The organism is Halogranum gelatinilyticum, assembly GCF_900103715.1.
In the GTDB taxonomy this organism is placed as follows: domain Archaea; phylum Halobacteriota; class Halobacteria; order Halobacteriales; family Haloferacaceae; genus Halogranum; species Halogranum gelatinilyticum.
Window position 1 is genome coordinate 578,364 of the sequence record NZ_FNHL01000001.1, and the last position, 24,709, is coordinate 603,072.

The 24,709-nt window shown below is 65.3% G+C and carries 28 protein-coding genes and 1 tRNA gene; 12 read left to right on the forward strand and 17 right to left on the reverse strand.

What is annotated here, in order from left to right; translation table 11 throughout:
• Window positions 1-91: 91 nt before the first annotated feature.
• The 3 genes from BLR57_RS02985 to BLR57_RS02995 are packed head-to-tail and all read left to right on the forward strand — an operon-like array spanning window position 92 to window position 1,510.
• Window positions 92-271, forward strand: coding sequence for a DUF5786 family protein (locus BLR57_RS02985; RefSeq protein ID WP_089693993.1), 180 nt, complete (start codon window positions 92-94; stop codon window positions 269-271).
• Complete coding sequence (locus BLR57_RS02990; protein ID WP_089693995.1) at window positions 272-889, forward strand: endonuclease dU; 618 nt, start codon at window positions 272-274, stop codon at window positions 887-889.
• Window positions 890-913: 24 nt separating this feature from the next.
• Complete coding sequence (locus BLR57_RS02995; RefSeq protein WP_089693997.1) at window positions 914-1,510, forward strand: uracil-DNA glycosylase; 597 nt, start codon at window positions 914-916, stop codon at window positions 1,508-1,510.
• A gap of 94 nt (window positions 1,511-1,604) precedes the next feature.
• Here BLR57_RS02995 and phnE read toward each other — a convergent pair whose 3' ends face one another.
• From phnE to BLR57_RS03010, 3 genes are all read right to left on the reverse strand, one after another.
• A complete protein-coding gene (phnE, locus tag BLR57_RS03000) occupies window positions 1,605-2,570 on the reverse strand; it encodes a phosphonate ABC transporter, permease protein PhnE (RefSeq protein ID WP_089693998.1) in 966 nt (321 codons plus the stop codon).
• A complete protein-coding gene (gene phnC / locus BLR57_RS03005) occupies window positions 2,560-3,357 on the reverse strand; it encodes a phosphonate ABC transporter ATP-binding protein (RefSeq protein WP_089694000.1) in 798 nt (265 codons plus the stop codon). The genes phnE and phnC overlap by 11 nt, the downstream gene beginning before the upstream one ends.
• A 98-nt stretch (window positions 3,358-3,455) precedes the next feature.
• Window positions 3,456-4,493 carry a substrate-binding domain-containing protein gene (locus BLR57_RS03010; protein ID WP_089694002.1) on the reverse strand — a complete coding sequence of 346 codons (1,038 nt, stop codon included), beginning with the start codon at window positions 4,491-4,493 and terminating at the stop codon, window positions 3,456-3,458.
• Between the two features lie 213 nt (window positions 4,494-4,706).
• On the opposite strand from BLR57_RS03010, the gene hisH reads away from it, so the two are divergent.
• The 7 genes from hisH (at window position 4,707) to BLR57_RS03045 (ending at window position 11,482) form a co-directional block, all read left to right on the forward strand.
• Window positions 4,707-5,366, forward strand: a complete 660-nt coding sequence (hisH, locus tag BLR57_RS03015) for an imidazole glycerol phosphate synthase subunit HisH (RefSeq protein ID WP_089694004.1) — start codon at window positions 4,707-4,709, stop codon at window positions 5,364-5,366.
• Window positions 5,367-5,503: 137 nt separating this feature from the next.
• Window positions 5,504-6,310, forward strand: a complete 807-nt coding sequence (gene pheA / locus BLR57_RS03020) for a prephenate dehydratase (RefSeq protein ID WP_089694006.1) — start codon at window positions 5,504-5,506, stop codon at window positions 6,308-6,310.
• Window positions 6,311-6,406: 96 nt separating this feature from the next.
• Entirely contained in the window at window positions 6,407-6,868 is a 462-nt protein-coding gene (locus BLR57_RS03025; RefSeq protein ID WP_089694007.1) for an Hsp20/alpha crystallin family protein, read from the forward strand.
• 212 nt (window positions 6,869-7,080) lie between these two features.
• A complete protein-coding gene (gene hsp14, locus BLR57_RS03030) occupies window positions 7,081-7,548 on the forward strand; it encodes an archaeal heat shock protein Hsp14 (RefSeq protein WP_089694009.1) in 468 nt (155 codons plus the stop codon).
• A 242-nt stretch (window positions 7,549-7,790) separates the two neighbouring features.
• Window positions 7,791-8,201, forward strand: a complete 411-nt coding sequence (locus BLR57_RS19215) for a hypothetical protein (RefSeq protein ID WP_170830543.1) — start codon at window positions 7,791-7,793, stop codon at window positions 8,199-8,201.
• A 69-nt stretch (window positions 8,202-8,270) separates the two neighbouring features.
• Window positions 8,271-11,180: a leucine--tRNA ligase gene (gene leuS, locus BLR57_RS03040; protein WP_089694011.1), complete on the forward strand. Its 2,910-nt coding sequence runs from the start codon at window positions 8,271-8,273 to the stop codon at window positions 11,178-11,180.
• A 68-nt stretch (window positions 11,181-11,248) separates the two neighbouring features.
• Complete coding sequence (locus BLR57_RS03045; RefSeq protein ID WP_089694013.1) at window positions 11,249-11,482, forward strand: DUF7535 family protein; 234 nt, start codon at window positions 11,249-11,251, stop codon at window positions 11,480-11,482.
• 117 nt (window positions 11,483-11,599) lie between these two features.
• Here BLR57_RS03045 and BLR57_RS03050 read toward each other — a convergent pair whose 3' ends face one another.
• The 11 genes from BLR57_RS03050 to BLR57_RS03095 all read right to left on the reverse strand — a co-directional run bounded on the left by BLR57_RS03050 (window position 11,600) and on the right by BLR57_RS03095 (window position 19,715).
• Window positions 11,600-12,592 (reverse strand): ornithine cyclodeaminase family protein, encoded by a 993-nt coding sequence (locus BLR57_RS03050; RefSeq protein WP_089694015.1) that lies wholly within the window; start codon window positions 12,590-12,592, stop codon window positions 11,600-11,602.
• 117 nt (window positions 12,593-12,709) lie between these two features.
• The gene (locus tag BLR57_RS03055) at window positions 12,710-13,618 is read right to left on the reverse strand and encodes a hypothetical protein (protein WP_089694017.1); all 909 of its coding nucleotides are present in this window, start codon (window positions 13,616-13,618) and stop codon (window positions 12,710-12,712) included.
• Window positions 13,619-13,729: 111 nt separating this feature from the next.
• Window positions 13,730-15,367 carry a thermosome subunit beta gene (gene thsB / locus BLR57_RS03060; RefSeq protein ID WP_089695475.1) on the reverse strand — a complete coding sequence of 546 codons (1,638 nt, stop codon included), beginning with the start codon at window positions 15,365-15,367 and terminating at the stop codon, window positions 13,730-13,732.
• A 446-nt stretch (window positions 15,368-15,813) separates the two neighbouring features.
• Complete coding sequence (locus tag BLR57_RS19220; RefSeq protein ID WP_170830544.1) at window positions 15,814-15,954, reverse strand: hypothetical protein; 141 nt, start codon at window positions 15,952-15,954, stop codon at window positions 15,814-15,816.
• Window positions 15,955-16,035: 81 nt separating this feature from the next.
• Entirely contained in the window at window positions 16,036-16,425 is a 390-nt protein-coding gene (locus BLR57_RS03065) for a DUF7383 domain-containing protein (protein ID WP_089694019.1), read from the reverse strand.
• Window positions 16,426-16,471: 46 nt separating this feature from the next.
• A complete protein-coding gene (locus tag BLR57_RS03070) occupies window positions 16,472-16,648 on the reverse strand; it encodes a hypothetical protein (RefSeq protein WP_244509889.1) in 177 nt (58 codons plus the stop codon).
• A 415-nt stretch (window positions 16,649-17,063) separates the two neighbouring features.
• Window positions 17,064-17,144, reverse strand: a tRNA-Ser gene (locus BLR57_RS03075).
• Between the two features lie 29 nt (window positions 17,145-17,173).
• The gene (locus BLR57_RS03080) at window positions 17,174-17,380 is read right to left on the reverse strand and encodes a DUF7981 family protein (RefSeq protein ID WP_089694022.1); all 207 of its coding nucleotides are present in this window, start codon (window positions 17,378-17,380) and stop codon (window positions 17,174-17,176) included.
• A gap of 6 nt (window positions 17,381-17,386) precedes the next feature.
• On the reverse strand, window positions 17,387-17,767 hold the full coding sequence (locus tag BLR57_RS03085) for a Rid family detoxifying hydrolase (protein WP_089694024.1): 381 nt from the start codon (window positions 17,765-17,767) through the stop codon (window positions 17,387-17,389).
• 51 nt (window positions 17,768-17,818) lie between these two features.
• A complete protein-coding gene (gene ilvA / locus BLR57_RS03090; RefSeq protein WP_089694026.1) occupies window positions 17,819-19,030 on the reverse strand; it encodes a threonine ammonia-lyase in 1,212 nt (403 codons plus the stop codon).
• A gap of 244 nt (window positions 19,031-19,274) precedes the next feature.
• Window positions 19,275-19,715 (reverse strand): gamma-glutamylcyclotransferase family protein, encoded by a 441-nt coding sequence (locus BLR57_RS03095; protein ID WP_089694028.1) that lies wholly within the window; start codon window positions 19,713-19,715, stop codon window positions 19,275-19,277.
• A gap of 108 nt (window positions 19,716-19,823) precedes the next feature.
• Between BLR57_RS03095 and BLR57_RS03100 the strand changes: the two genes are divergently transcribed.
• Window positions 19,824-21,215, forward strand: a complete 1,392-nt coding sequence (locus BLR57_RS03100) for an MATE family efflux transporter (RefSeq protein WP_244509891.1) — start codon at window positions 19,824-19,826, stop codon at window positions 21,213-21,215.
• An 89-nt stretch (window positions 21,216-21,304) separates the two neighbouring features.
• On the opposite strand, the gene BLR57_RS03105 is transcribed toward BLR57_RS03100, so the two are convergent.
• A complete protein-coding gene (locus tag BLR57_RS03105; protein ID WP_089694030.1) occupies window positions 21,305-21,628 on the reverse strand; it encodes a hypothetical protein in 324 nt (107 codons plus the stop codon).
• Window positions 21,629-21,711: 83 nt separating this feature from the next.
• The gene (gene citZ / locus BLR57_RS03110) at window positions 21,712-22,854 is read right to left on the reverse strand and encodes a citrate synthase (protein WP_089694032.1); all 1,143 of its coding nucleotides are present in this window, start codon (window positions 22,852-22,854) and stop codon (window positions 21,712-21,714) included.
• Between the two features lie 279 nt (window positions 22,855-23,133).
• Between citZ and BLR57_RS03115 the strand changes: the two genes are divergently transcribed.
• Window positions 23,134-24,342 carry a potassium channel family protein gene (locus tag BLR57_RS03115; RefSeq protein ID WP_089694034.1) on the forward strand — a complete coding sequence of 403 codons (1,209 nt, stop codon included), beginning with the start codon at window positions 23,134-23,136 and terminating at the stop codon, window positions 24,340-24,342.
• 12 nt (window positions 24,343-24,354) lie between these two features.
• Here the strand turns inward: BLR57_RS03115 and BLR57_RS03120 are convergent, their stop codons facing one another.
• Window positions 24,355-24,645: a DUF7536 family protein gene (locus BLR57_RS03120; RefSeq protein WP_089694036.1), complete on the reverse strand. Its 291-nt coding sequence runs from the start codon at window positions 24,643-24,645 to the stop codon at window positions 24,355-24,357.
• Between the last annotated feature and the right edge of the window lie 64 nt (window positions 24,646-24,709).

Sequence of the window (24,709 nt, forward strand, 5' to 3'; positions counted from 1 at the left end):
AAGCGGCCGATACTCCGCGAAGGGACAGGGAATGGACAGGAATCTGATACGGCACCGGATTTTTCCGTATGAAGCGGCAATCTAGACGTGCATGGGCTTTGGGAGCTACGACGAGTCCGAACAGGAGAACCAGGAGTACGATGCCGACCTCGACGAGTCAGACGGGGTCTCGTCCCGTGAAAACGACCACAAGGGGAGTATGGAGTTCGACATCGGTGCCTCGAACGACGAACTCCTCGACCGGTTGCAGGACATCAAAGAGGACGAGTAGGTGAAGCCCGGGAGCCGCGCGCTCGGCGTCGCCGCCTCGGACGGCGACGACGAAAGCACCCTCTGTGGAGCACTCGTCCGCGCGGACCGCGTCGTCGACGACTGCGTCTTCGGGCGATGCACCGTCGGCGGCACCGATGCGACTCCCGCTGTGGCTCAGCTTTTTTCGAAGCTCGGTCGCGAGGACGTCCAGTATCTCCTGCTGTCCGGCGTCGCGCCCGCGTGGTTCAATCTCTATGACCTCCAGGCGATTCACGAGACCGTCGAGCGGCCGGTCATCGCCGTCTCCTTCGAGACCAGCGAGGGGCTGGAACCGGCACTCAGCGAGCACTTTTCGGGGAACGCGCTCGACGAACGGCTCGCGACCTACCGGACCCTCCCGCCGCGGCGACGCGTCGAGGTGAACGGCGAGACGCGCTTCGTCCGCGCGGTCGGCGTCGACGACGCCGAGGCGGCCGAGATCGTCCGCGGCTTCACCCCCGAAGGCGGCCGTCCCGAGCCGTTGCGGGTCGCGCGACTGCTCGCGCGGGCGGGACGGGAGTACGGAGAGCGGGTCGAATCCATCGACGTCGCTGCCGACAGTGACAGCGACGGCGACGACGAAAGCACCCCGAATTAAGCCGACGCCGTCCCCTCCCTCGGTATGGAACAGATGGAGGGGCGTTGCGTCACCGACTGCGAACGGTGTCCCGCGCTCGTCGAGTCGCGGAGTCGAATCGTCAACGGAACCGGGCCGGCGGACGCCGACCTGCTCTTTCTCGGCGAAGGGCCCGGCGCGAACGAGGACGAACAGGGCGAGCCGTTCGTCGGCCGTTCGGGAACGGTCCTCGACGACGCGCTTCGCGACGTCGGGCTCGCGCGCGCCGACGTCCGCATCACGAACTGCGTCCGCTGTCGGCCGCCGGAGAACCGCGACCCCACCAAAGAGGAGCTCGCGAACTGCCGCGGCTATCTCGAACGCGAACTGGAACTCGTCGACCCCGAAATCATCGTCACGCTCGGGAAGGTCCCGAGCGAGCATCTGCTGGACCGCTCGGTCGCGGTGACGAAGGAGGCTGGCAGCGTCGTCGACGCGCGCATCGGCGAGTCGTCGCGGCGAGTCCTCGTGTGTGTCCATCCGGCCGCGACGCTCTACGACCGGAGCCAAAAGGAGACGTTCGAGGAGACGATTCGGAAGGCCGCCGAACTGTCGGGTGCCGGCGAGGGGTCCAGCGGCCAGTCACGGTTGGGCGATTACTGAGCCGGCGTAGCCGGTACGTCGAGAGACGGAGCGAGAGGAAGCGAGAGGAAGCGAGAGGAGAGAGGAGAGAAGTGAAAATCGGTTCTGCGTTGCGCTACCGCCAGATGGACTCGGCCATCCGCTGCGGGAAGTTCGCGATGAGGCTGAGGATGGTCTGCCCCTCGTCGTTGCCGCGGATGTACGAGCGGATCCGCTGGCTGAAGACCTCGACGGAGATGACCAACAGGAAGATGACGAGAATCGTCGCCATCATGTTGGTGTATTTGAACAGACCGCGCTGGGTCTGGAGCACCTGCCCCAGCCCGCCGCCGCCGATGAGCCCCATCGTGACCGCGATGCGGACGTTGATCTCGAGGATGTAGAAGGTCCACGCGATGAAGGGGGTGAAGACCTGGCTGAGCATCCCGAAGACGACCTTCTGGGGGCTGTTGGCACCGGTACTCTCGACGGCCTCGATGGGACCGTCCTCGACCTCTTCGAGCGCGTCGGTGAAGAGGCGACCGAGGTTGCCCATCGTGTCGGTCCCGATGGCGAGCGTCGCCGTGAACGGCGAGACGCCGCCGAGCGGGATGTAGATGAGTGCCCACACGAGTGCCGGGATGGCGCGGATGACGCTCATCGTGCCGCGGAAGATGAAGTTGAACGGATAGGGCGTCACGCGCTCGGAGCCGAGGACGCCGAGGAGGAGCGCGCCGGGGATACCGAGGACGGTCCCGGCGAAGCCCATCGCGAACGTGACGAAGACGGCCCCGAGGATGGGGTTGCCGTTCTGGAACTGCAGGAGGAGGTTCCGCTCCTGGATGAACGCCCAGTACTGGCTGACGTCGACGAAGGGAAGGAAGCCGAAGAACTCCGCTGGCGGGAAGAAGCCGCTGAGCGCGTCGGTGAACTGGGGCCAGTATCGGAGAATCTCGCCGACGGAGAAGCCGACCTCCGAGAGGGCACTCTGGAAGAAGAAGGTGAAGATGGCGAGCAGGACCAGTGAGAAGACGAGACGGACGCGTTTGTGGAACTGGATGACGGACAGTCGTTGCTTGATGCGGTCGGTGTCAGTACTCATGCGCTTGTGCGCCGCTCGTGGCGGTCGTTTCAGTGGGGGTCACTTCGCGCTCTTCGCGGATGGATTCGGTCTCGATGTCGCCGTAGATCTCGTCGATGACATCGACGGTGAAGTCCTCGCGGTAGCCGTCGAAGACGAGTTCCCCGTCTTTCATGCCGAGGAACCGCTCGCCGAACTCGCGGGCGATGTTGACCTGGTGGAGACTGGCGATGGTCGAGAGGTCGCGCTCACTGGCGGCCTGTCGGACGTAGCGCATGACCGTCTCGGCACTCGCGGGGTCGAGGCTGGCGACCGGCTCGTCGGCGAGCAGCAGGTTCGGTTTCTGCACCAGCGCGCGGGCGATGCCGACGCGCTGTTGCTGGCCACCGCTCATCTTGCCAGCACGCTGGTTGGCCTCGTCGAGGAGACCGACCGTGTCGAGCGCGCGGAGGGCTTCGTGTTTGTCGTCCTCGGCGTACAGCCCCAAGAGGCTCTTGAGGAACGAGGTGCGGCCGAGTGCACCGGTGAGCGCGTTGCCGTAGGCACTCATCTGCTCGAGGAGGTAGTGTTGCTGGAAGATCATTGCGACGTCGTTACGTGGTCCTTTGACGGGCTCGTCGTCGATGGTGATGGAGCCTGCCGACGGCTTCGTGATGCCGTTGAGACAGCGGAGGAGGGTGGATTTCCCTGCACCCGACTCCCCGAGGAGGACCACGAACTCACCGTCCGGAATGGTAAACGAAACGTCGTCCAACGCTTGGACGTCTCCGTACGATTTGCTGAGGTTCGTTACTTCTATTTTGCTCATGTGTCGTCGTTACCGGCTACCGCTGTCGCCGGATTCCTGATAATTGATTGTACAGTACACCTACGAAAAAGGTGCGATTCCTCGCGGCCGTGACAGGCTTACTGGCCCAGCGTCACGCCGAGTGCGTCCAGAACGTTCTGGACGGGCTCGTAGTCGTCGGCCGTCCCCTCGGCGACGCCCGTGAACCAGAGCTGCTGGTCGTCGCTGAGGTCCTCGTTGATGAGCTGGTCCTCGGTGACGTTGAGCAGGGCCGTCTCGACTTCGGCGTACAGCTCCTCGTCCATGTCGGCACGAGCCAGGATGGGCGCGCGCGGGATGGGGTCGGAGGTGGCGAGCAGCTGCAGCTCGGGGTCCTCGGTGCCGAGGTCGCCGTCGTTCTCCGCGGACGTCTCGAGGAACTGCTCCGGGAACTGGTCTTCCGGAACGTGCGGTGCCGTCGAGAAGGCACCCGTCCCGGCCGCCACGACCTCCGAGCGGTTGATGAGTGTCTCGCGGGCCGTCGCGTGGTCGGACCACTGGCCGGTGAAGTCCTCCGGCGTGCCGTCGGGCGCGCCGCCGGTGTCGAGACCGGCCTGGTTGAGCATGTACAGCGGGAACAGCGATCCGCTCGTCGAGAGACGGTCGGCGAAGGCGACCGTCTCGCCTTCGAGATCCGTGAGCGACTCGATGCCGCTGTCGGGCGTCGTCGTGATGAGCGAGAAGTATCGCGAGGCACCGTAGGCGATACGGATGCCGACGACCTGCGTCACGCCCTCGTTCGCACCCTGGATTGCGATTGCGGGGGCAGCGTCGGCGATGTCGGCCTGTCCGCTCTCGAGTGCCTGCAGGACTGCTGCGTAGTCGGCGGCGACGGTCGACTCGATGGTCGTGTTCGTCTCTTCTTCGAGGTAGTTGAACAGCGGCTGGTACTGCTGTTGGATGTCGACGTCGGACTCGGCCGGTGTGAGCGCGAAGGTCATCGTCTGCGGTTCGCTGCTCGAGCCGGTCGTCGTCCCCTCCGAGGAGCCGCCGCTCGAAGAGTCGGTCGTCTGAGAACCGCCGTCGTTCGAATCGCCACTGGTACAACCACTGAGACCGGTGAGACCGGCGACGCCCGCCGCGCCGGTCACCTTGAGGAAGTTTCGTCGGTTTGCCATGCGGTTGTCATTCTTCTTAGAGACTTCGTGTTTAAGACTTCCTATTCTATCTATAGAGAGGGGTATAGAAATGAACTATAGTTCTCAGAATGTGAGTTGTTTCACGAGACCGCCTCCGAATCTAGCTGTTAGTAAAGAAGTGTTCCACGAACGAGGACATATCTCGTCGCCCGAACGGAAACTGACTTGCCCCGCCCCCGAGTACCACCCCACATGAGCACGACCCACCCCCCGGAGGAGACGCTGGCCGACGTCGTCGTCGTGGACTACGGTCTCGGCAATCTCCGGAGTGCCACGCGCGGTCTGGAGCGCGCTGGCGCGAACGTGACGGTCTCGGACGATCCCGACAGCATCGACGAGGCCGACGGGATCGTCCTCCCCGGCGTCGGCGCGTTCGGCGACGGCATGGAGAACGCCGGTCCCTTCCGCGAGTCACTCACCCAGGCTGCCGCCGACGGGATGCCCGTCTTCGGTATCTGTCTCGGCATGCAGATGCTTCTCACCTCCTCGGAAGAGGCCGACCGCGCCGGCCAGGGCGACGTCGAAGGTCTCGACCTCGTCCCCGGCACGAACGTCCGGTTCAAGGAGGGCCAGAAGGTCCCCCACATGGGCTGGAACGAACTGAACGTCCAGCGCGACCACCCGCTCGTCGAGGGCATCGACGGAGAGTACGCCTACTTCGTCCACTCCTACTACGCCGTCCCCGACGACGACGAGGCCGTCCTGGCGACGACGGACTACGGCATCGACTTCCCGGCGATGCTCGCCAACGAGGCAGGCAACGTGATGGGCACGCAGTTCCACCCCGAGAAGAGCGGCGAGACCGGGCTGCGGATTCTCCGGAACTTCGTCGAATACTGCGCCGAACAGTAGTCTCGGCTGCCTCTCTCGTCGAAGACGGCGACAGCCAGCGGCTGTGGCTCGGTGCGTCGCTGCACGCGCCACCCACTCCCACAATATCCTCCTGACCCGACGCCCTTTTGCCAGTCACCGGCAAACCACCGCGTAGCATGAAAGCCGTCACCCTCGGTCCCGCTGGCACGTACTCCCATCGCGCCGCCCGCGCCGTCGCCGACGACGTGGAGTTCCGCGAGTCGGTCACCGCCATCGTCGACGCCGTCGCCGACGGCGACTACGCCCGCGGGGTCGTCCCCATCGAGAACAGCATCGAGGGCAGCGTTACCGAGACGCTCGACGCCCTCTCGAACCGGGAAGTGGCCGTCACGCAGGAGATCGTCACGCCCATCCGCCACGCGCTGCTCGCTCAGAGCGGCAACTTCGAGACCGTCGCCAGCCACTCCCAGGCACTCGCGCAGTGTCGCAGCTACCTCGAAGCCGAGTATCCCGACGTGTCGCTCGAAGCCGTCGCCAGCACGGCCCGCGGTGTCGAGCGCGCCCGCAACGACCCGACCGTCGCGGGCATCGGCCACCCCGACAACGCGGGCGACGACCTCCAAATCATCGCCGAGGACATCCAGGACCGCAAGTCGAACGCGACGCGCTTCTTCGTCGTCGCGCCCATGAGCGAACGCTCGGACGCGGGCGGCAAATCGTCGGTCGTCGTCTACCCGAACGCCAACTATCCCGGCCTCCTGCTCGAACTGCTCGAAGCCTTCGCCGAGCGCGACATCAACCTCTCGCGCATCGAGTCGCGGCCGAGCGGCGACCGCCTCGGTGACTATCTCTTCCATCTGGACTTCGAGGCCGGACTGTACGAGGACCGCGCACAGGAAGCGCTCGAAGACGTCGAAGAGATCGCTCGCAAGGGCTGGGTCCGTCGGCTCGGCTCCTACGACACCCGCCACGTGCTGTACTGAGACGGAGCCGACGGCCACCGAGTCCTGTCGACGCTCGGTCGTGTCGTTCCCGTAGCAACAACGTTGAAGGTGTAAGGGAACCGATAGTACGGTACGATGCCAGACCGCTCGAACCCGTTCAAGGATATCGAAGAGTTGTTCGACCGCATGAGCCACGGTTTCGAGCCGCGCGGGCTCGCCCTCCACGAGGTCGCCGTCGACGTGAGCGAGACGGATGACGAACTCGTCGTCACCGCGGACCTCCCCGGCTACGACAAGGAAGACATCGACGTCGCCGTCGAGGGCGACCGCCTGACGATCACCGCCGACCACGAGGAGACGACCGAAGAGGGAGACGATGTGGGCGAAGTCGACGAAGGGGACGAAGGCGATGAAGCAGACGACGACGTCCACTACCACCGCCGCGAGCGGACCCGCCGGACGGTGAGTCGGAGCCTCCACCTGCCCACCGCGGTCGACGAGACCGCTGCGAGCGCGACCTACCGGAACGGCGTCCTGACCGTCACCCTCCCCAAGCCAGCGGCTGGCGACGAAGGCTACGACATCGACGTCCAGTAACCAGCCGCTCGCCGCGAGCGACGGCCCGTCGATACCGTTCGCCCGTCCGTCTCTCACGACACTCGATTTTCTCCCGTTAATCCCACCGTGTCGAACGCTGACCAGAGCTAGAATATCTCACGGAGCGCGCGTCTCTCGTGCGATTGGCTATCTCGCGTCCAGCAACGTTTAAGCTCACAAACGGCGTACTGAGGTGCCGGAGATATACAATCATGATGCGACGTTCCAACCCCTTTGATTTCAGTGAACTCGACCGAATGTTCGAACGCATGAGCCGCCAGTTCGAAGACATGAACCGCCAACTCGGTTCCTGGGAGGGCAACGTCGGCGAGATGGTCAGCCACCGCGGCATGGCCATCGACGTCGCCGAGCACGACGACAGCCTCGTCGTCGTCGCCGACCTGCCGGGCTTCGAGAAGGACGACATCGACCTCACAGTCGCTGGCCAGACGCTCACCATCGTCGCCGAGCGCGAGATGGCCTCCGAGTCCGGTGACGAGGAGAGCGAGTACCTCCGCCGCGAGCGACGCAGCGAGTCCATCCGACGCAGCATCCGCCTCCCCGTCGACGTCGACGAAGAGGGCGCGAGCGCGAGCTACCAGAACGGTGTCCTGACCGTCAGCCTCCCCAAGTTCCAGGCCGACGACGAGGACGACTCCCACCACATCGACGTCCAGTAAGCGACCCGGTCCCCGGTAAGCAATCCAGTCTCCGGTAAGCGACCCACTCTCCAGTACCTGTCCGGTCGGCTCATCGGAGTCGAGAGACCATCCCCGCACGCCGCGGTGCACGCTCGGTTTTCTTTCGTCCCCTACCACTCCAGCGACGCTGCCGTCTCGTCGACCGTCTCCTTCCACGCCGGCGGTAGCTCCCCGCCCCGTTTCGGCGGGTCGAGCGGCAGTGTCAGTGCCGTGTAGTCGACGTGTTCGAACGCGTCGGCGACGCGCTCGCCGACGAACTCCGCGTTCTGCCGCTTCGAGGAGACACCGCCCGAGGCGAGGTCGTAGTAGGTCGTGAAGAGCTGTCGGACGTGGACGGTCTCGGCGTCGACCGTCTCGCTCGCGAGATGGCGGAACAGTTTGGCCGTGTTGTCCGCGGGGTCGGCGCGCCGCCGTGCTCGCTGCCGTACCCGCCGCTCGTAGTACCTTCGCCAGCGACGTCGACCGGGGTCGAACCCACGCGGTACTCCGTCGTCCAGTGGAAGCCCGGATGTCGCTGGGCGAGCGTCTCGCGGAGTCGACGTTGGACGCGCGTCGCGGCGGTGGCCACGAGCTGGCCGTCGGCCGGGGGCGGCCTCAAGCTTTCGCCTGGCGTGCGTCGCGTGGACACGTGACAGGGAGATCAGACAGACACGGACGTCAGGTATAGGAGTATTTTAGGGTTCGACCCGACACACACGACTATGGACTACAACCCGCAGGAACTCGAACAGCGCTGGCGAGAGCGTTGGGCCGAGACAGGTCGGTACGAGGCCGACCCGAGCGACGTCGCCGACGAGGACCCGACGTTCGTCACCGTCCCGTATCCGTATCCGAGCGGCGGGATGCATATCGGCCACGCCCGGACGTACACCGTCCCCGACGTCTACGCGCGCTACCGTCGCCAACAGGGCGACAACGTCCTCTTTCCCATCGCGTGGCACGTCACCGGCACGCCCATCATCGGTGCCGTCGAGCGGCTGAAGAAGCGCGAGCCCAAGCAGATGTCCGTCCTGCAGGACACCTACAACGTCCCCGAAGACAGCCTCTCGGACCTCGAGACCCCGATGGGCTTTGCCAACTACTTCATCGAAGAGCACTACAAGCAGGGGATGCAGTCGCTCGGCCTCTCGGTCGACTGGCGACGCGAGTTCAACACGAACGACGACCGTTACTCGCAGTTCATCACGTGGCAGTACGAGACGCTGCGCGACCACGGCCGACTGGAGAAGGGACTGCACCCCGTCAAGTTCTGTACCGACGAGGAACAGCCCGTCACGACCCACGACCTGCTGGAGGGTGAGGAAGCCGAGTTCCAGGAGTACACGCTGGTCAGATTCGGGTGGGACCACGAGGGCGAGTCAGATACCCACTCGCGTGGTTCGTCACCGCGCGAGGTGATCGTCCCGATGGCGACGCTCCGCCCCGAGACGGTCTACGGCGTCACGAACGCCTACATCGACCCCGAAGCGAGTTACGTCGTCGCCGACGTCGACGGCGAACACTGGTTCGTCTCGACCGAAGCCGCCGAAAAACTCCGCCTGCAGGCCCACGAGGTCGAGGTCCTCTCGGAGTACGAGGGGAGCGAACTCGTCGGCCAGCGCGTCACGAACCCCATCACGGGCGACGACGTGCTCGTCCTGCCCGCCGACTTCGTCGACGCCGACAACGCGACTGGCGTCGTCATGTCCGTCCCGGCACATTCGCCGGACGACTACGTCGCGCTGCAGGAGGCGAAGGCCGACACCGACTATCTCGAATCCTTTGGCATCGACCCGGCCGAGGTCGCCGACATCCAGCCGATCCCGATTCTGGACATCGAGGACGACGACGAGGACTGGGGCGAGATTCCGGCGAAGCACGCCGTCGAGTCCCGCGGCATCGAGTCGTCGGACGACCCCGCACTGGAGAAGGCCACCAAGGACCTCTACAACAAGGAGTTCCACGCCGGCCACCTCAAGGAGATGTACGGCGAGTACGCCGGTCGCGTCGTCAACGAGGTCCGCGACGAGTTCAAGCACGACTACGCCGACTCCGGCGCGTTCGACGTCATGCAGGAGTTCTCCGAGGAGGTCGTCTGTCGCTGTGGCGGTGACGTCGTCGTCGCCGAACAGGACACGTGGTTCCTGACCTACAACGACGAGGACTGGAAGCGCATGGCCCACGAGGTCGTCGAAGGGATGGACGCCATCCCGGACAACACCCGTGGCGAGTACGACCACACCATCGACTGGCTCAACGAGTGGCCCTGTATCCGCAACTACGGGCTGGGCACGCGCCTGCCGTGGGACAAAGACTTCGTCATCGAGCCGCTGTCGGACTCGACGGTCTACATGGCGTACTACACCATCGCCCACCGCCTGCAGGACGTCCCCGTCGAGGACCTCGACCGCGACTTTTTCGACGCGCTGTTCTACGGCGAAGAGGCAGTGGAGGACGCCGACGAGCGCGCGCTGGCCCTGCGCGAGGAGTGGCAGTACTGGTATCCGGTCGACTACCGGTTCTCCGGCAACGACCTCATCAGTAACCACCTGACGTTCTACCTGTTCCACCACGCCGACCTCTTCGACGAGGAGATGTGGCCCGAGGGTGTCGTCATCATGGGCATGGGCCTCTTGGAGGGCGAGAAGATGTCCTCCTCGAAGGGCCACGTCGTCCTCCCCGGCGAGGCCATCGAGAAGTACGGCGCGGACACCGTTCGGTTCTTCCTGCTGAACTCCGCGGAGCCGTGGCAGGACTACGACTGGCGCGCCGACCAGGTCGGCAGCGTCCGTAACCAGCTGGACCGCTTCTGGTCTCGTGCGCAGGACCTCATCGAGGGTGACGAGGGCGACGAAGACGACGTGACGCACATCGACCGCTGGCTGCTGTCGAAGCTCCAAGACACCGTCGCCACCGTCACCGAGGCGATGGAGAACTCCGAGACGCGGACGGCGAGTCAGGCCGCCTTCTACGGCTTTGAGGAGAGCCTGCGCTGGTACCGCCGGCGCGCCGACCTCGACCGGCCGGGCGCACAGTGGACGCTCCGTCACGTCCTCGAGACGCGCCTGCGACTGCTCGCCCCGTTCGTGCCGTTCCTGGCGAACGAACTCCACGAGCAGCTGACCGGGACGCCCGCCGAGGACGCCCCGTGGCCCGAGGTCGACCACGAGTACGAGAGTACGGTCGTCGAAGTCGAGGAACGGCAGGTCGAGCGGCTGACCGAGGACATCCACGACATCATCGACGTGACCGACACCGACCCCGAGACGGTTCGGGTCTACGTCGCCGCCGACTGGAAGAACCTCGTGTTCGACACCGTCGCCGACGTCGGCACGGACATCGGCCAGGTGATGGGGCAGGTCATGCAGCACGAGAGCCTGCGCGAGCGTGGCAACGAGGTCAACGACCTCGTGCAGGACCTCGTCGATGTCGTCCGCGGTCTCGACGACGAGACGGTCGAGGCGATGCGCGAGATGGAGGAGGCCGAGGTCTACGAGAACGCAACCGGCTTCCTCACCCGCGAGTTCGACGCGGACATCGAGGTCTACGTCGAGGGCAGCGAGGACGTCCACGACCCGGCCGACCGCGCGAGCAAGGCGACGCCGTTCCGCCCGGCAATCCACCTCGAATAGGGCGCGACACCGGCGCGCAACGTGTTTTTCGACTAACCCTTATCTATCCACCACCCCTACCGTGAGGCATGAGCAGTGAATCTGACGACTCGGAGCCGGGCGTGTTGAAATCGGCGTACCGCACGGTGACGCCGGGCTACAAGAGTCACCCGGATACCGAGATGAACGTCATCGGGCTGGCGTACTTCCTCGGTATCCTCGTGCTGCTCGTGCCCCTGCTCCCGTTCATCGTCCTCGTCTGGCTCATCAGCAAGCTCATCGAACTCGTCGCCGACCAGACGGGCAGCGGTGAGACGAAGTAGCGAACGCGAGAGCGCGCGAACGAGCGTGGACGAGCGCGACTGGTTTTTCAGAGCCGACGCTCAGAGACTGAGTGCGACAGAAGGGGATGACAGCCTGCGGCTTCCTGAAGACTGGACTTACTCGGCGAGACCGAGCAGGTCGAACGGGTAGCCGTTGTCGTTGTCGTCGGCGTGCTCGTAGACGACGTGGGCGGCGGCGACGTCCTGAATCGCCAGCCCGGTCGAGTCGAAGACGGTGATGCCGTCGTCGTCGGTGCGGCCCGCCTTGTCGCCGACGACGATCTGGCCGATCTGGCCGTAGATGTCGTCGTCAGCGAGGACGCCCGCGTTGTACGGGACGTTGATCTCGCCGGAGTGGGTCGTCTGCTCGAAGTCGTCGATGACGAGCTTCGCATCCAAGAGAACCTCGTCGGCGAGTTCGTGTTTGCCCTCGGCGTCGGCACCCATCGCGTTGATGTGGGTGTGGTCGCCGACGGCCTCGCGCGGGACGATGGGGTCTTCGACGGGCGTGACCGTCGAGAGGACGTCACAGCCGGCGGCCTCCGCGATAGAGCCGGCGCGGACGTCGAACTCGCCCTCGAAGGTGTCGATGAAGCGCGCGACGCGTTCCTCGGAGAGGTCCGAGACGACGACCTCCTCGATGTCGCGGACCTCGGAGATGGCCCGGAGCTGGGTGTACGACTGGACACCCGCGCCGATGATGCCCATCGACGTCGCGTCCTCGACCGCGAGATGGTCGGTGGCGACGGCGGCGGCCGCGCCGGTGCGGAGCATCGTCAGTTCCGTCCCGTCCATCAGGGCCAGCGGGAAGGCGTTCTCGGGGTCCGAGTAGATCATCGTCCCCATAACCGTCGGCAGGTCGAACTTCTCGCCGTTGTCGGGGTGGACGTTGACCCACTTGATGCCGGCGGCGTCCCACTCGCCGGCGTCGAGGTAGGCGGGCATCGACCGGAAGTCGCCGTTGTACTGCGGCAGGTCGATGTAGGACTTCGGCGGCATCTGTGCGTCGCCCGTCTCGTAGGCGGCGAAGGCGTCTTCGATGGCCGAGATGAGTTCGGGCATCTGGCAGTTGTCGTGGACGTCGTCGCTGTTGAGCAGCAGCGTCTGCATAGTCGCCCCTTCCCAGAGGGGCTACTTAGTTCGTTCCATTTCTACACTGTCGTCCAAGTTCAGGTATGAAAGTAGGAGTTGTGTCTAACTTTTTGGAACTGTCAGGATTGCTCACGCTCACGCCCCGTCGGCGGACGTCTCGTCTTGCTCGTCGACATCGATGGTGCGTTTTTCATCGCCGCTGGTTGTTCTGAGGTACAGCCCAAAGGTACTCGCATCCGGTGCATAGTCCGCAGGACGGAGTTCTTCTGTCCACGTCGCCTCGCTTCCTGCTTCGGTGGCAAGTTCAATCTCGTAGAAGGCGTACAGCCCAGACGTGTTGACACACCCACGAAAGACACCGTCAACGTCGCTCGTGTTTTCGACGGTCACCGTCACGTCAGCGGTGTCGGAGAGGAGGACGCGTTTCGGTGTGTCGAAGGAGACGACCTCGAAAGTCGGGTGTGTGCTGGCGACATGGTCCGTCACCTTCTCGGGGAGTGACCACTGGGCGGTGTCACCCTCGTGGTCGACCCGAAACGTGAGGTCGGATGCCGAGTCGAACTCGGTCGGAACGACGAACGCGACCCATCCCGTCGACCCATCTCGGTCCCAGTACGGACCAGTGTCGACGGCGTCGTCGGCGGACAGTTGGTCGAGTGGAGCCTCGTCGACTGTCTCGACTGCAGGAAACGAGTCGTCTCCTGCGACGAGCCGAAACGAATCCCACGGCGGCGGGTTCTCAGACTCGCCGCTAACGAACAGTTTCACGAACACCAGCCACTCATCTTCAAGTCGCTTGACGTCCGCCCAATCGACGTTCGAGATGTAGAGAAACGACGACTGCGGATGTGCCATCAGTGGGGTCACGGCTATCTCACCGACAGTCGCCTCGTTCCCGAACGACTGTGACGCTGGCGTCGGCGTTTCGGTGGACGAACCTGTCGCCGTCTCGGTGGCTGTCGGCTCGTCACCGAGACAGCCCACGAGGCCGAGCACGGAACCGAGGCTACCGAGACCGGTGAGGTAGCTACGTCTGGAGAGCATGGCCGCGGCTACTCGAGTATGTGGTATCTGTCTTCTGGTCGAAAAGAAAACGGTCTGTCGTGCGGTGCGGTGGTCGGTCGGGTTAGGGTGATGTGGGCGTTATGCCGAACTTCACATCGCGCCGCCCATACCGCCCATACCGCCCATGCCACCCATGCCGCCGGGCGCGCCGCCCTCGTCGTCACCGTCGCCCTTGGTGGAGAGGTCACCAGCGGCGATGATGTCGTCGATTTTGAGGACGAGGTTCGCGGCCTCGGTGGCAGACGAGATTGCCTGCTCCTTGGAGTGAGCCGGCTCGACGACACCTGCGTCGAACGTGTCGACGACGTCGCCCGTGAAGACGTTCAGGCCAGCGCGAACCTGGCCGTCCTCGTGGGCGGCGCGGAGGTCGACGAGCGTGTCGATGGAGTCGAGACCGGCGTTCTCGGCGAGGACGCGCGGGACGAGTTCGAGCGCGTCGGCGAAGGCCTCGACGGCGAGCTGCTCGCGGCCCGAGACGGAGTCAGCGTAGTCACGGAGACGCGAGGCGAGTTCGACTTCGATTGCACCGCCGCCGGCGACGACACGGCCGTCGGAGACGGTCGTGGCGACGACGTCCAGGGCGTCCTGGATGCCGCGCTCGAGCTCGTCGACGACGTGGTCGGTGGAGCCACGGAGGAGGATGGTGACGCCGTGGGCGTCGTCGCCCTCGACGTAGAACAGCTCGTCCTCGTCGTCACGGCTGACCGAGCCGTGGCCGAGGTCGGAGACCTCGACGCTGTCGAGGTCCGAGACGACGGAGCCGCCGACGACGTTCTTGAGGAACTTGATGTCGGACTTCTTGACGCGGCGGACGGCGAGGATGTCCTCCTTGGCGAGGTAGTGCTGGGCGAGGTCGTCGATGCCCTTCTGGCAGAAGACGACGTCAGCACCGGAGTCGACGATCTGCTGGACCTTCTGCTTCAGCTGCTTCTCTTCCTGGTCGAGGAACTGCTGGAGCTGGTCCGGGCTGTCGATGGAGACGTTCGTGTCCGTGGAGGCCTCCTCGACTTCGATTGCCTCGTTGAGCAGCAGGATGTTCGCGTCCTCTGCCTCGGTCGGCATGTTGTCGTGGACCGGGTCCTTGTCGATGACTGCACCCGTCAGGAGCTCGGACTCGGAGGCCGAGCGGCCGGTCTGGGTCTCGAGCTTGACGTTCTCGAGGTCGACGATGTGCGAGCCGTCGGCGGCCTCAACGGTGACCTGCTTCACGGCGTCGACGATGAGCTGGGCGAGGAGGTCCTTGTTGAGCTCCGTGCCCTTGCCCGTCATGGAGGTCTCGGCGACCTTCTTCAGGAGTTCCTCGTCGTCGGGTTCGACGGTCTCGGCGATGTTGCCGACTTCCTCACGAGCCTTCTCCGAGGCGAGGTGGAAGCCCTTGATGACCGCCGTCGGGTGGATGTCCTGCTCGAGGAGGTCCTCGGCGTTCTTGAGAAGCTCGCCAGCGATCGCGACGGCGGTCGTCGTGCCGTCGCCAGCCTCGTCTTCCTGCGTCTCGGCGACCTCGATAATCATCTCGGCCGTCGGGTTGTCGATGTCCATCTCTTTGAGGATGGTGACACCGTCGTTCGTGATGGTGACGTCGCCCATCGAGTCGACGAGCATCTTGTCCATCCCTTTCGGGCCGAGTGTGGAACGTACGGCCTCGGCGACGGCGCGAGCCGCGCGGATGTTGTACGACTGCGCGTCACGGTCCTTGACGCGCTGGGAATCCTCTCCGAGAATGATCATCGGCTGACCCTGTTGCATTCGCTGACTCATGTTCATCGCCAGATTGTTTGTGATTCTATATAAGGCTCACGATTCGGGACGATCCTGTGGAGACACGACGAAGAGATTTCAAGACACGAAACCGCAAGACTGGCCGGGATTTCTGCCCAAACTATGAGACTTATTACCACGTCTCGGATCGGTGTCGTCGGGACCCGATTTCGGCCATTTATATACTCTTTGGCGTGGCGAGTCGGACAGGAGACTCGTGCGGTTCGGAGCGATACGCGAGTCGGGATGATGCGAGAGTCAGAGCGATACGCGAGTCGGAACGATGCGAAGAACTGGCCCGAATGCGCGGCAGCGGACGTGGCGGCCGTGCCGCGTCGCTCGTGGCGAGTGAAAACGAAGCCGTGCGGGAAGCGCGCCGAAAAGACGTTCGGGCGGGGTCTCGACGGCTCGGCTGGCTATCGCGCGAGGTCGAGTTCGACGGCGTTGTCCGCGCGAATCCACGCGAACTCGTGTCGTGTGTCGTAGATCTCGACTGAGCCGTCGTCGCAGATGAGCGTTTCGTACCGTCCACGGTGTCTGAGGCTTTCGTCCGCCATGGTGGTCTACCCGTAGGAGAGTGAGTGGGGCACATACCCGTTTCGGATGGGGCGATTCAGTGACCCTACCGACAGACCGGGCTACTCGACCGGCTCCTTCCAGTGTACTGTCACCGTCCCGACGGCGAAGGCGTCCGTTCCCTCGGCGTTGCGCCGAAACTGAACGGTGTTCGTCCCCTCGTGGAGCGTCGCGCCCGAGAGCGTGTCGACCCAGTACTGCCAGCCCTCGTTCGGTGGGATGTCGAACCCACCTAACGGCTCGCCGTTGACGAGGATCTCGTGGCCGTACTCGGCGACGTCGAACGCCTGCAAGCCGATGTAGGCGTCGGTCGGTTCGTCGGTCGGCACGGTGAACTCGAAGGCGTCGGTCTCGTCACCGGCGTCGGTCGCCCACTCGAGGTCCAGCGAGTGTCCCTCGGGCGCGAGTTGTGCTCCAACGTAGACGGTCGCGTAGTTGGCACGGGTCTGCACGCTCACGGCTAATCAGGCAGGTGATAAAAACACGACGACAACGCCGTCAGTTGTCCAGTTCGTCGAGTTCCGACGGTTCGGCGAGAAGTTCGTCGTCGACGTCCTCGAACCGTGGCGGCTCCTGCTGGTCTTCCGCTCCCAGTTCACGTTGAGCGAGTTCGGATTCGAGCTGTGCTTCCTTGTTGAGGCCCTTCTTCTCTCGACCACTCTTCGTGTCTGGCATTGTCATGCATGGAGAGGCCACGGAGGGTGATGAACCTTTTTGAAAGGTATCTGATACGGTGACCGCGACAGGTTGACAGTTGCGTGAGAAATCGGCTGTTCGTGCCGGAAACCGCTGCGATGAGTGTCTTTCGTGCGGCCGTTTCGAGAACTGGTTAGACGCTCCGGCAGGGCAGACGGTTGTCGGCGGCGACGTAGGCTGCCGAACACAGTCGCACACGTCGGTGGCTAGCACACGAGGTGCTCGCCGTGTTGTGTGCGACAGAAAAACGGCAGGACAGGGATTTGAACTACGGTCGTTTCGCTCGCGTTGCTCGCTCCACTCCCTGATTCAAATCCCGTCGTCGTCGTTCACTCGAAATACGGTGGTCACAGCGCGATAAAACGCGCTGCTCGGCACGTAGTTTCTCGAGAAACGCCAGGACAGGGATTTGAACCCTGGATCCCAAAGGGAACACGCTTTCCAGGCGTGCGCTTTACCACTCAGCCATCCTGGCTTGCAATCCATCGTACCGCAGTGGGAAGTTTAAGTCCTTCCTTTCCGAGCGAGACGGTGTTCGGTGACGTACGACACACCGGCGACAGCGACGCCGAGGGCGGCTGCCAGCGCGAGCCGTACCAACAGCGACACCGGCAGCGGTCCGACGAGCAGGATGTAGCCCTGCGTCAGCGCGAGGAACGCCAGCGCGCCGACCGCACCCCACAGGACGCCGGACTTGGTTCGTGCCCGCACGGCCGACTACTCCAGGGAGGCGATGGCCTCGATCTCGATGCCGACGCCCTTCGGGAGGTTGGCGACCTCGAACGCGCTGCGGGCCGGTGGCTCGTCGTCGAAATACGTCGCGTAGGTCTCGTTCATCTCGTCGAAGTCCTCGATGTCGTCGAGGAGGACGGTCACCTTCAGCACGTCGCCCGCGTCGGCACCCTCCTCGGCGAGGACGGCCATGATGTTGTCCAGTGCCTGCTCGGTCTGCGTGGTCATGTCCGCGTCGGCGAGTAGTTCACCGTCGGGAGTGAGCGGAATCTGCCCGGCCGTGAAGAGGAGGCTGCCGTCTGTCGTCGCCTGACTGTACGCGCCCACCGCGGCGGGGGCGTCGTCGGTGCTGATGATTCGCTTCATACGCGAGGCGTCGGCCGGACGGGGCTTAAAAGGTCGAGTCGTGCGTCCGAATCAGGCGAGAACCTCGACGGAGTAGCCGTGTTCGCGGAGGGCGTCCAAGACTTCCTCGACGTGGTCCTCACCGCGAGTCTCCAGGTCCAACTCGACCTCCGCGGCGTTCATGGCGATGTCCCGCGAGGTGCGGTCGTGGCGGATGGCGTAGATGTTCGCCTGCTGGGCGGCGAGGACGTCGATGAGCTTCTCCAGCGCGCCCGGCCGGTCCTTGAGTACCGTCTTGACCTTGAGGTAGCGACCCGTCTCGACCAGCCCGCGCATGATGACCGTCGTCAGCGTGTTCATGTCGATGTTGCCGCCGCAGAGCGCGGGAACGACGACCTCGTCTTCCTCGTAGTCGAACTTGTCGAAGAGCAGTGCCGCGAGCGCGACGGCTCCGGCCCCCTCGACCAGCGTCTTGCTCCGTTCGAGCAGGTAGGTGAGTGCGACGGCGATCTCCTCGTCGGAGACGGTGACGACCTCGTCGACGCGCTCGCGGATGACCTCGAAGGGAGCCTCGCCGACGTTGCGGGTGGCGATCCCGTCGGCGATAGTGTCGACCTCGTCGAGCGGCGTAATCTCGCCCTTCTTCAGCGAGTCGGCGACGCTGGAGGCACCCTCGGCCTGCACGCCGATGACTCGGGCGTCGGGGACCTGCTCTTTGACCGCCGTGGCGATGCCGGAGATGAGGCCGCCGCCGCCGATGGGGACGATGACCGTGTCGAGGTCGGGGCAGTCCTCGACGATTTCCAGGCCGATGGTCCCCTGCCCGGCCATGACGTACGGGTCATCGAAGGCGTGGACGTACGTTCTCCCTTCCTCGGCCTCGATCTCGTGGGCCTTGTCCTGGGCGTCGTTGTAGTCCGCGCCGTGGAGGACGACCCGGCCGCCGTAGCGCTCGGTGGCTTTGACCTTCGTGATGGGCGCGTGTTCGGGCATGACGATGGTCGAGTCGACGCCCGCGCGGGTGGCCGCGAGCGCGACCCCCTGGGCGTGGTTCCCGGCGCTGGCGGTGACGACGCCTACCTCCTTCTCTTCCTCGGAGAGCGTCGTGATGCGGTTCATCGCCCCGCGAATCTTGAACGACCCCGTGCGCTGGAAGTTCTCCAGCTTCAGGTGGACCTCGGCACCGGTCATGTCGGTGTAGGTGTGGGAGTATTCCAGCGGTGTATGGCGGGCGACCTCGGAGACGCGGTCGCGCGCGTCGAGAACGTCGGCGAGCGAGAGCATAGCCGTCGCTACTTCGGCAACGTTGTTAACCGTTTATTCACACAGACGACTCGGCCAGCGCGGCCGCTCTCGGGCGGTTTGGGGGAAGGGGGGAATGTAAGTGCGCGTGATGCGCATTCGTCTCCTCACGCCCAGTACACATAAACGTCCGCCACGCGGAGTGAAAGTGTAATCGCTAGACGGAAGCGACCCGAAACGCGTGTCAGACGCCTGTCGGCCGTTCGTCCGCCACCCGGTTCTCGGCTCAGTCGGTCCACGAGACGGTCACCGATTCGCGGGCGACGTAGCGGCGGACCCGCTCGGCGAGCGACCCGTCGCCGGGCCACGAGATCTCCTCCTCGGCGTCGAGTTCGTCGGGGTCGCCGACGTAGACGGCGACCGTCTCGCCGACACCGTCGTCCCCGGCGGTCGCGTCGCCGTCGCCACCATCGTTTCCGTCCACCCGCCACGGCACCTCCACCCGGACGTAGAGTCCCTGCCCGACGCCCTCGTAGGTGTCGACCGCGTCGACGTCGTCCGTCCGCAGCACGCGGCCGCCGACCGACCCGCCCGGCGCGAGCGTCGGATACCGGCCGCTCACGGGATGGAGTCCGTCCAGGACCGCCGCGCCGAGATAGCTGTAGGAGTCGACGACCTGCGCGACCTGTTCGGGATTGGTGAGCGTGCCGTAGACGAAGAAATCCATATACGGTCGTCGGGCCGGACGCAGTTCAAGTTGCCTCCTAACTCAGCCGACACCGGCCAGCCCCTCGGGTTCCGGTACGGGTAAACGCGACGGCCGCGGAGGGTCCGTGTGAGCGACAGCCGACTCCTCGCCGTCTGGAAGCGCGTCTTCGGACTGGCGTGGCCGGTGATGGCCGAGCAGACCTTCCGCACGGCGATGCGGACGACCGACATCATCGTCACCGCGACCATCTCGCCCGTCGCCGTCGCGGCCATCGGTCTCGCGGACCTCTACGCGCGCTTCCCGCTGTGGATCGGTCTCGGAACCGGCGGCGGTGCCATCGCGCTCTCCAGTCAGGACACCGGCAGCGGTGCCGACGCCAACCGCGACCAAGCCATCTCGATCGCCCTCCTCCTCGGCGCGTTACTCGGGATTCCGTTCGTCGTCTTCGGCCTGCTCTTCGGTCGGCAAGCAATCGCCATCCTCGGCGCGCCCGCCGACGTCGCCGACCTCGGCGGTCTCTATCTCGCGGTCATCTTCGCGACCGCGCCCGCCCGCCACGTCGCACTCATCGCCGCCCGCTCCTTGCAGGGCACAGGCGACACCCGGACGCCGATGTACGTCAACGTCGTCGCCAACGCGCTCAACATCGGCGGCAGCGTCGTCCTCGGTCTCGGTCTCTTCGGGACCGCGGGGATGGAACTCTTCGGCGTCGGCATCACGGGTGTCGTCGGTGTCGGCATCGCCACCTCCGCTGCCAACGTCGTCACCGCCGTCGCCCTCCTCGGCGCGCTCCGGACGAACTACACCGACGCGTGGCTCGTCCGGCCCACGGACCCCATCGTCGCCAAACAGCTCGTCGTCGTCAGCGCGCCGAGCGTCGCCGAGGGGCTGGCGTCGACGCTCGCGGAGTTCCCGCTCAACAGCATCCTCCTCGGCTTCGGCACCGAGGTCAACGCCGCCTTCCAGATCGGCCGTCGGCTCTACCAGCAGGTGACGGGACCGCTCTCGCGCGGCTACAACGTCGCCGCGAGCGTCGTCGTCGGCCAGGCGCTCGGCGAGGGCGACCCGGAGAAGGCGCGCTTCGAGGGCTGGGGGACCGTCGCGCTCGGGCTGGCGACCGTCGGCGTCGTCGGCCTGCTGCTCGTCGTCGTCGCGGAGCCGTTCGTCAACCTGTTCACCACCGACTCGGAGACGGCCAGCTACGCCGTCGACTTCGCGCGGGTGTACGGCCTGACCGCCGCGTTCCTCGTCACTTTCTCCATCCTGCAGGGGGCACTCCGCGGCGCGAGCGAGACCCGGATGCCGTTCTACGCGCGGACATCGGGGCTGTTCGGCTTCATGGTCGGCTTCACCTACCTCGTCGGTGTCGTCATGGACTACGGTGTCGTCGCTGCCTACGCGGGCATCGGTCTCTCGTACGTCTGGATGGCCGCAATCGTCGCCCTGAGCTTCTGGCGCAGCGACTGGGCCAGCCGGGCGGCGTCGATGATGCAGGAACGGGGCAGCACCGTCGAGTGAGGTGGTTGCGGTCGTTGTCGACGACATACCAAGGGCTGTCGCTCACGGTGACGAGAGCCGAAAAAGCGGGAGTCTGTGGTTTTCGCGGATTACTTCGAGAGGCGTCGCACGAGGTAGCCGACGGCGATGCCACCCACCGCGGCACCCGCGGCGAACGAGCGAACCATGAGGCTCCGGCGACGCGCCTGGTACTCCTCGGGGAACGCCTGGGCGATGGAGTCGATCATCCGGTCGCCGAGCTGGTGGTACTGGTCGGTCTCGCGGGCGGCCATCGCCCCCTCGCGGAGCAACTCGCCCATACGGCGGGCGTACCGCTCGCTGTTCGGGTATCGCTCGCGGATACGGTCGGTCGGGAGGGACGTGAGGGCACTAACGTCGTCGCCACTCGGCCGTCGGATATTGTAACGCGCCATACGTTACCAAGGCTGTCCGAAGCAAAAAGCCTAGCGTCGGCTGAGAGGTCCGAAAAAGCGGAAAAACCGAAGCGAGCGGCGCGTTACCGTTCGTCGAGCGGGACGAACTCCTGTTCCGTCTCGCCGATGTAGCGGGCACGCGGCCGGATGAGGCGGTTGTCGTCGTACTGTTCGAAGACGTGTGCGATCCAGCCGCTGACGCGCGACATCGCGAAGATGGGCGTGTAGATGTCGACCGGGATACCCATCTGGTAGTAGGTCGACGCGGAGTAGAAGTCGACGTTGGGTGCCAGCCCCTTCTCCTCGCCGATGTACTCCTCGATGGCGACGCTCATGTCGTACCACTTCATGTCGCCCGCGGCCTCGCCGAGTGCTTCGGACTTCTCGCCGAGGATCTTCGCGCGGGGGTCCTTGACGTTGTAGACGCGGTGGCCGAAGCCGGGGACGCGGCGGCCCTCTTCGAGTGCCTTGACGACCCATTCGGTCGGCTCCATGTCGGCCTCGTCGACCTCCTTGAGCATCCGCATCACGTTCTGGTTCGCCCCGCCGTGGAGGCTTCCGGCGAGCGTGCCGACGGCACTCGTGACGGCACTGTGGAGGTCCGTGAGCGTCGAGGCAGTGACCATCGCGGAGAACGTCGAGGCGTTCAGCCCGTGGTCGGCGTGGAGGACGAGTGCCATGTCGAACGTCTCGGCGAGCACCTCGTCCGGCTCCTCGTCGTTGAGCATGTAGAGGAAGTTCGCGGCGTGTGTCAGGTCCTCGCGCGGCGCGACGGGGTCGTCGCCCTGACGGATCCGCTGGAACGCGGCCAGCGCGGTCGGGATCTTCGACGTGATGCGACAGGCCTTCCGGATGTTCGCCTCGTCGTCGGTCACGTTCTCGAAGCCGTCGGCGTCGGCGTCGTAGGCCGAGAAGTCCGAGACGATGGTCCGAAGCGCGGCCATCGGGTCCTCGTCCTGTTCGGCGAGTTCGCGGACAGTCTCGTGGACGCCGTCTGCGAGTTCGCGCTCGGCGGCCATCGTCTCGCGGAACGACTCCAGCTCCTCGCGCGTCGGCAGTTCACCGTGCCAGAGGAGATAGACGACTTCTTCGTAGCTCGCGTTGCGCGCGAGGTCCTCGATGGTGTAGCCTCGGTAGACGAGTTTCCCGGCGTCGCCGTCGATGAAGCTGAGTTCCGACTCAGCGACGAGCACGCCTTCCAGCCCCCGCTTCAGTTCGTCTGACATACCCCAATGGTTCCGGACCGTCTCAAAAAAGCGTTACCGTTTTCGCGTTTCGTGCCACCATGTGTCGTCTTTTGTGTCCCTCTCCGTGAGCGACAGGTACATCACGGCCCACGTCGTTTAAATTCGGCAGATGAACCGTCGGACGGCAGGGCGGTCGGCGGCGACCCCGACCGGCCTGCCAGCAGCAGTGTATCAGAACCGAGCCGGGACCGCGTCGTCGCCGAGGCGCGCCCAGTGAGGCGAGCAACCCTTTTCTCACCGGGGCGTAAACGCCGAGTCATGGACCCTCGGGACGTCGAGTACGAGCCGGTCAGTGTGAAGGCGGTGCTCGCGGAGATGAAAGACACCGCAGAGCTGCTCATCGACCTCTCGTACTCCGCCGTCCTCCACCGCAGCACCGACATCGCCGAGGAGGTGCTCGAGCTCGAAGACCGGATGGACGTCCTCCAGCTCCAGGCGCGGATGAGCCTCCTCATGGCCGCCCGCACCCCCGACGACGCCGAAGCGCTCGCGCCCGTCCTCGGCGTCGTCGGCGCGGCCGAGAAGATATCCGACGCAGCGGGCGACATCGCGAAGATCGTCCTCGAAGACATCGGCCTGCCCGACGCGATGCGCGCGGCACTGCCCGAGGCCGTCGAGACGGTCGTCCGCGGGACCGTCGCCGCCGACTCGGCCTACGCGGGCGAGACGCTCGCCGCCGTCAACATGGAGACGGAGACGGGCGTCCGCGTCATCGCCATCCGCCGGCAGGGCGACTGGATCACGAACCCCGACCACGAGACGACGCTCGAAGCCGGTGACGTGGTCCTCCTGCGCGGGCTGGAAGAGGGCATCGCGACGGTCTACGAGACCGCGACGGGCACCGCCTACGAACCCCCCGAGATATCCGAGTCGACCATCGAAGACCTCGAACGCGCGGTCGACTCCATCGTCCTGATGAAGAACATGAGCGAACTCGCGGTCGACCTCGCCTACGGGGCCGTCCTCTTCGACAGCGAGGGCGTCGCCGAGGAGGTCGCGGAACTGGAAGCCGAGGTCGACGCGCTCGAATCGCGCTTCGAGGCGTGGACGCTCCGCGCCGCGAGTCGCGTCGAGGACCCCATCTCGCTACGCGGGCTAATGCATCTCGCGGGCGCGACGGAGGTCATCAGCGACGCCGCACTCGAAATCAGTGAGGGCGTCCTCCGCGGGATGGACACCCACCCCGTCGTCGCCGCCGCCGTCGAGGAGTCCGATGAGATCATCGTCCGGCTGACCGTCGGCGCGGGAAGCCCGCTCGCGAACGCGACGCTCGGCGACAAGATGGTCCGGACGGAGACCGGGATGCGCGTCATCGCGGTCCGCCGGCCCGACGGCGGCGAGTGGGTCGTCTCACCCGGCCCGGCGACGAAGCTCACGCCGGGCGACGTCATCATCGCGAAGGGGACGCGCGCGGCCGCAGAACAGCTGAGCGAACTCGCGGGCGAACCGCAGGACTACCACGACTGAGCGATTAGACGTCTAGACTTCTTGGGCGAGCCGGTAGGCCGACACCAGCGTCAACAGTGCCGTGACGAGCATCGCGCTCGTCGTCGCCAGTACGAACGCGAGGAAGACGAACCAGCCCTGCGGCCCGAGAATCGGATACTCGCGCGTGCCGAGGACCGGCCCGAGCAGTTCGAACACCCGGATGAGATAGACCGAGACTGCCAAGAGAAGGCCGACGGCGACGCCGATCGTGGCGTTCCGCGGGACGTTCAACGCCTGGACGAGTCCGCCCGACGGCGGCCGTTCGGGGATGTCGTCGCTCACGACTGAGGGTGAGGAGCGCGACGATATAGGCGCGTCGTCTCGGAGCCGCGCGTCACGTCCGTCC

What these genes read in the sequence shown, in the direction of transcription:
- ilvA (WP_089694026.1), bottom strand. Translation starts at nt 19,030, where the DNA reads ATGCTCTCGCTCGCCGACGTTCTCGACGCGCGCGACCGCGTCTCCGAG.
- thsB (WP_089695475.1), bottom strand. Translation starts at nt 15,367, where the DNA reads ATGATCATTCTCGGAGAGGATTCCCAGCGCGTCAAGGACCGTGACGCG.
- BLR57_RS03070 (WP_244509889.1), bottom strand. Translation starts at nt 16,648, where the DNA reads ATGCCAGACACGAAGAGTGGTCGAGAGAAGAAGGGCCTCAACAAGGAA.
- BLR57_RS03115 (WP_089694034.1), top strand. Translation starts at nt 23,134, where the DNA reads ATGGACCCTCGGGACGTCGAGTACGAGCCGGTCAGTGTGAAGGCGGTG.
- leuS (WP_089694011.1), top strand. Translation starts at nt 8,271, where the DNA reads ATGGACTACAACCCGCAGGAACTCGAACAGCGCTGGCGAGAGCGTTGG.
- BLR57_RS02995 (WP_089693997.1), top strand. Translation starts at nt 914, where the DNA reads ATGGAACAGATGGAGGGGCGTTGCGTCACCGACTGCGAACGGTGTCCC.
- BLR57_RS03085 (WP_089694024.1), bottom strand. Translation starts at nt 17,767, where the DNA reads ATGAAGCGAATCATCAGCACCGACGACGCCCCCGCCGCGGTGGGCGCG.
- BLR57_RS03010 (WP_089694002.1), bottom strand. Translation starts at nt 4,493, where the DNA reads ATGGCAAACCGACGAAACTTCCTCAAGGTGACCGGCGCGGCGGGCGTC.
- hsp14 (WP_089694009.1), top strand. Translation starts at nt 7,081, where the DNA reads ATGATGCGACGTTCCAACCCCTTTGATTTCAGTGAACTCGACCGAATG.
- BLR57_RS03095 (WP_089694028.1), bottom strand. Translation starts at nt 19,715, where the DNA reads ATGGATTTCTTCGTCTACGGCACGCTCACCAATCCCGAACAGGTCGCG.
- citZ (WP_089694032.1), bottom strand. Translation starts at nt 22,854, where the DNA reads ATGTCAGACGAACTGAAGCGGGGGCTGGAAGGCGTGCTCGTCGCTGAG.
- BLR57_RS03045 (WP_089694013.1), top strand. Translation starts at nt 11,249, where the DNA reads ATGAGCAGTGAATCTGACGACTCGGAGCCGGGCGTGTTGAAATCGGCG.
- phnE (WP_089693998.1), bottom strand. Translation starts at nt 2,570, where the DNA reads ATGAGTACTGACACCGACCGCATCAAGCAACGACTGTCCGTCATCCAG.
- BLR57_RS03025 (WP_089694007.1), top strand. Translation starts at nt 6,407, where the DNA reads ATGCCAGACCGCTCGAACCCGTTCAAGGATATCGAAGAGTTGTTCGAC.
- pheA (WP_089694006.1), top strand. Translation starts at nt 5,504, where the DNA reads ATGAAAGCCGTCACCCTCGGTCCCGCTGGCACGTACTCCCATCGCGCC.
- BLR57_RS03105 (WP_089694030.1), bottom strand. Translation starts at nt 21,628, where the DNA reads ATGGCGCGTTACAATATCCGACGGCCGAGTGGCGACGACGTTAGTGCC.
- hisH (WP_089694004.1), top strand. Translation starts at nt 4,707, where the DNA reads ATGAGCACGACCCACCCCCCGGAGGAGACGCTGGCCGACGTCGTCGTC.
- BLR57_RS03050 (WP_089694015.1), bottom strand. Translation starts at nt 12,592, where the DNA reads ATGCAGACGCTGCTGCTCAACAGCGACGACGTCCACGACAACTGCCAG.
- BLR57_RS03055 (WP_089694017.1), bottom strand. Translation starts at nt 13,618, where the DNA reads ATGCTCTCCAGACGTAGCTACCTCACCGGTCTCGGTAGCCTCGGTTCC.
- phnC (WP_089694000.1), bottom strand. Translation starts at nt 3,357, where the DNA reads ATGAGCAAAATAGAAGTAACGAACCTCAGCAAATCGTACGGAGACGTC.
- BLR57_RS02985 (WP_089693993.1), top strand. Translation starts at nt 92, where the DNA reads ATGGGCTTTGGGAGCTACGACGAGTCCGAACAGGAGAACCAGGAGTAC.
- BLR57_RS19220 (WP_170830544.1), bottom strand. Translation starts at nt 15,954, where the DNA reads ATGGCGGACGAAAGCCTCAGACACCGTGGACGGTACGAAACGCTCATC.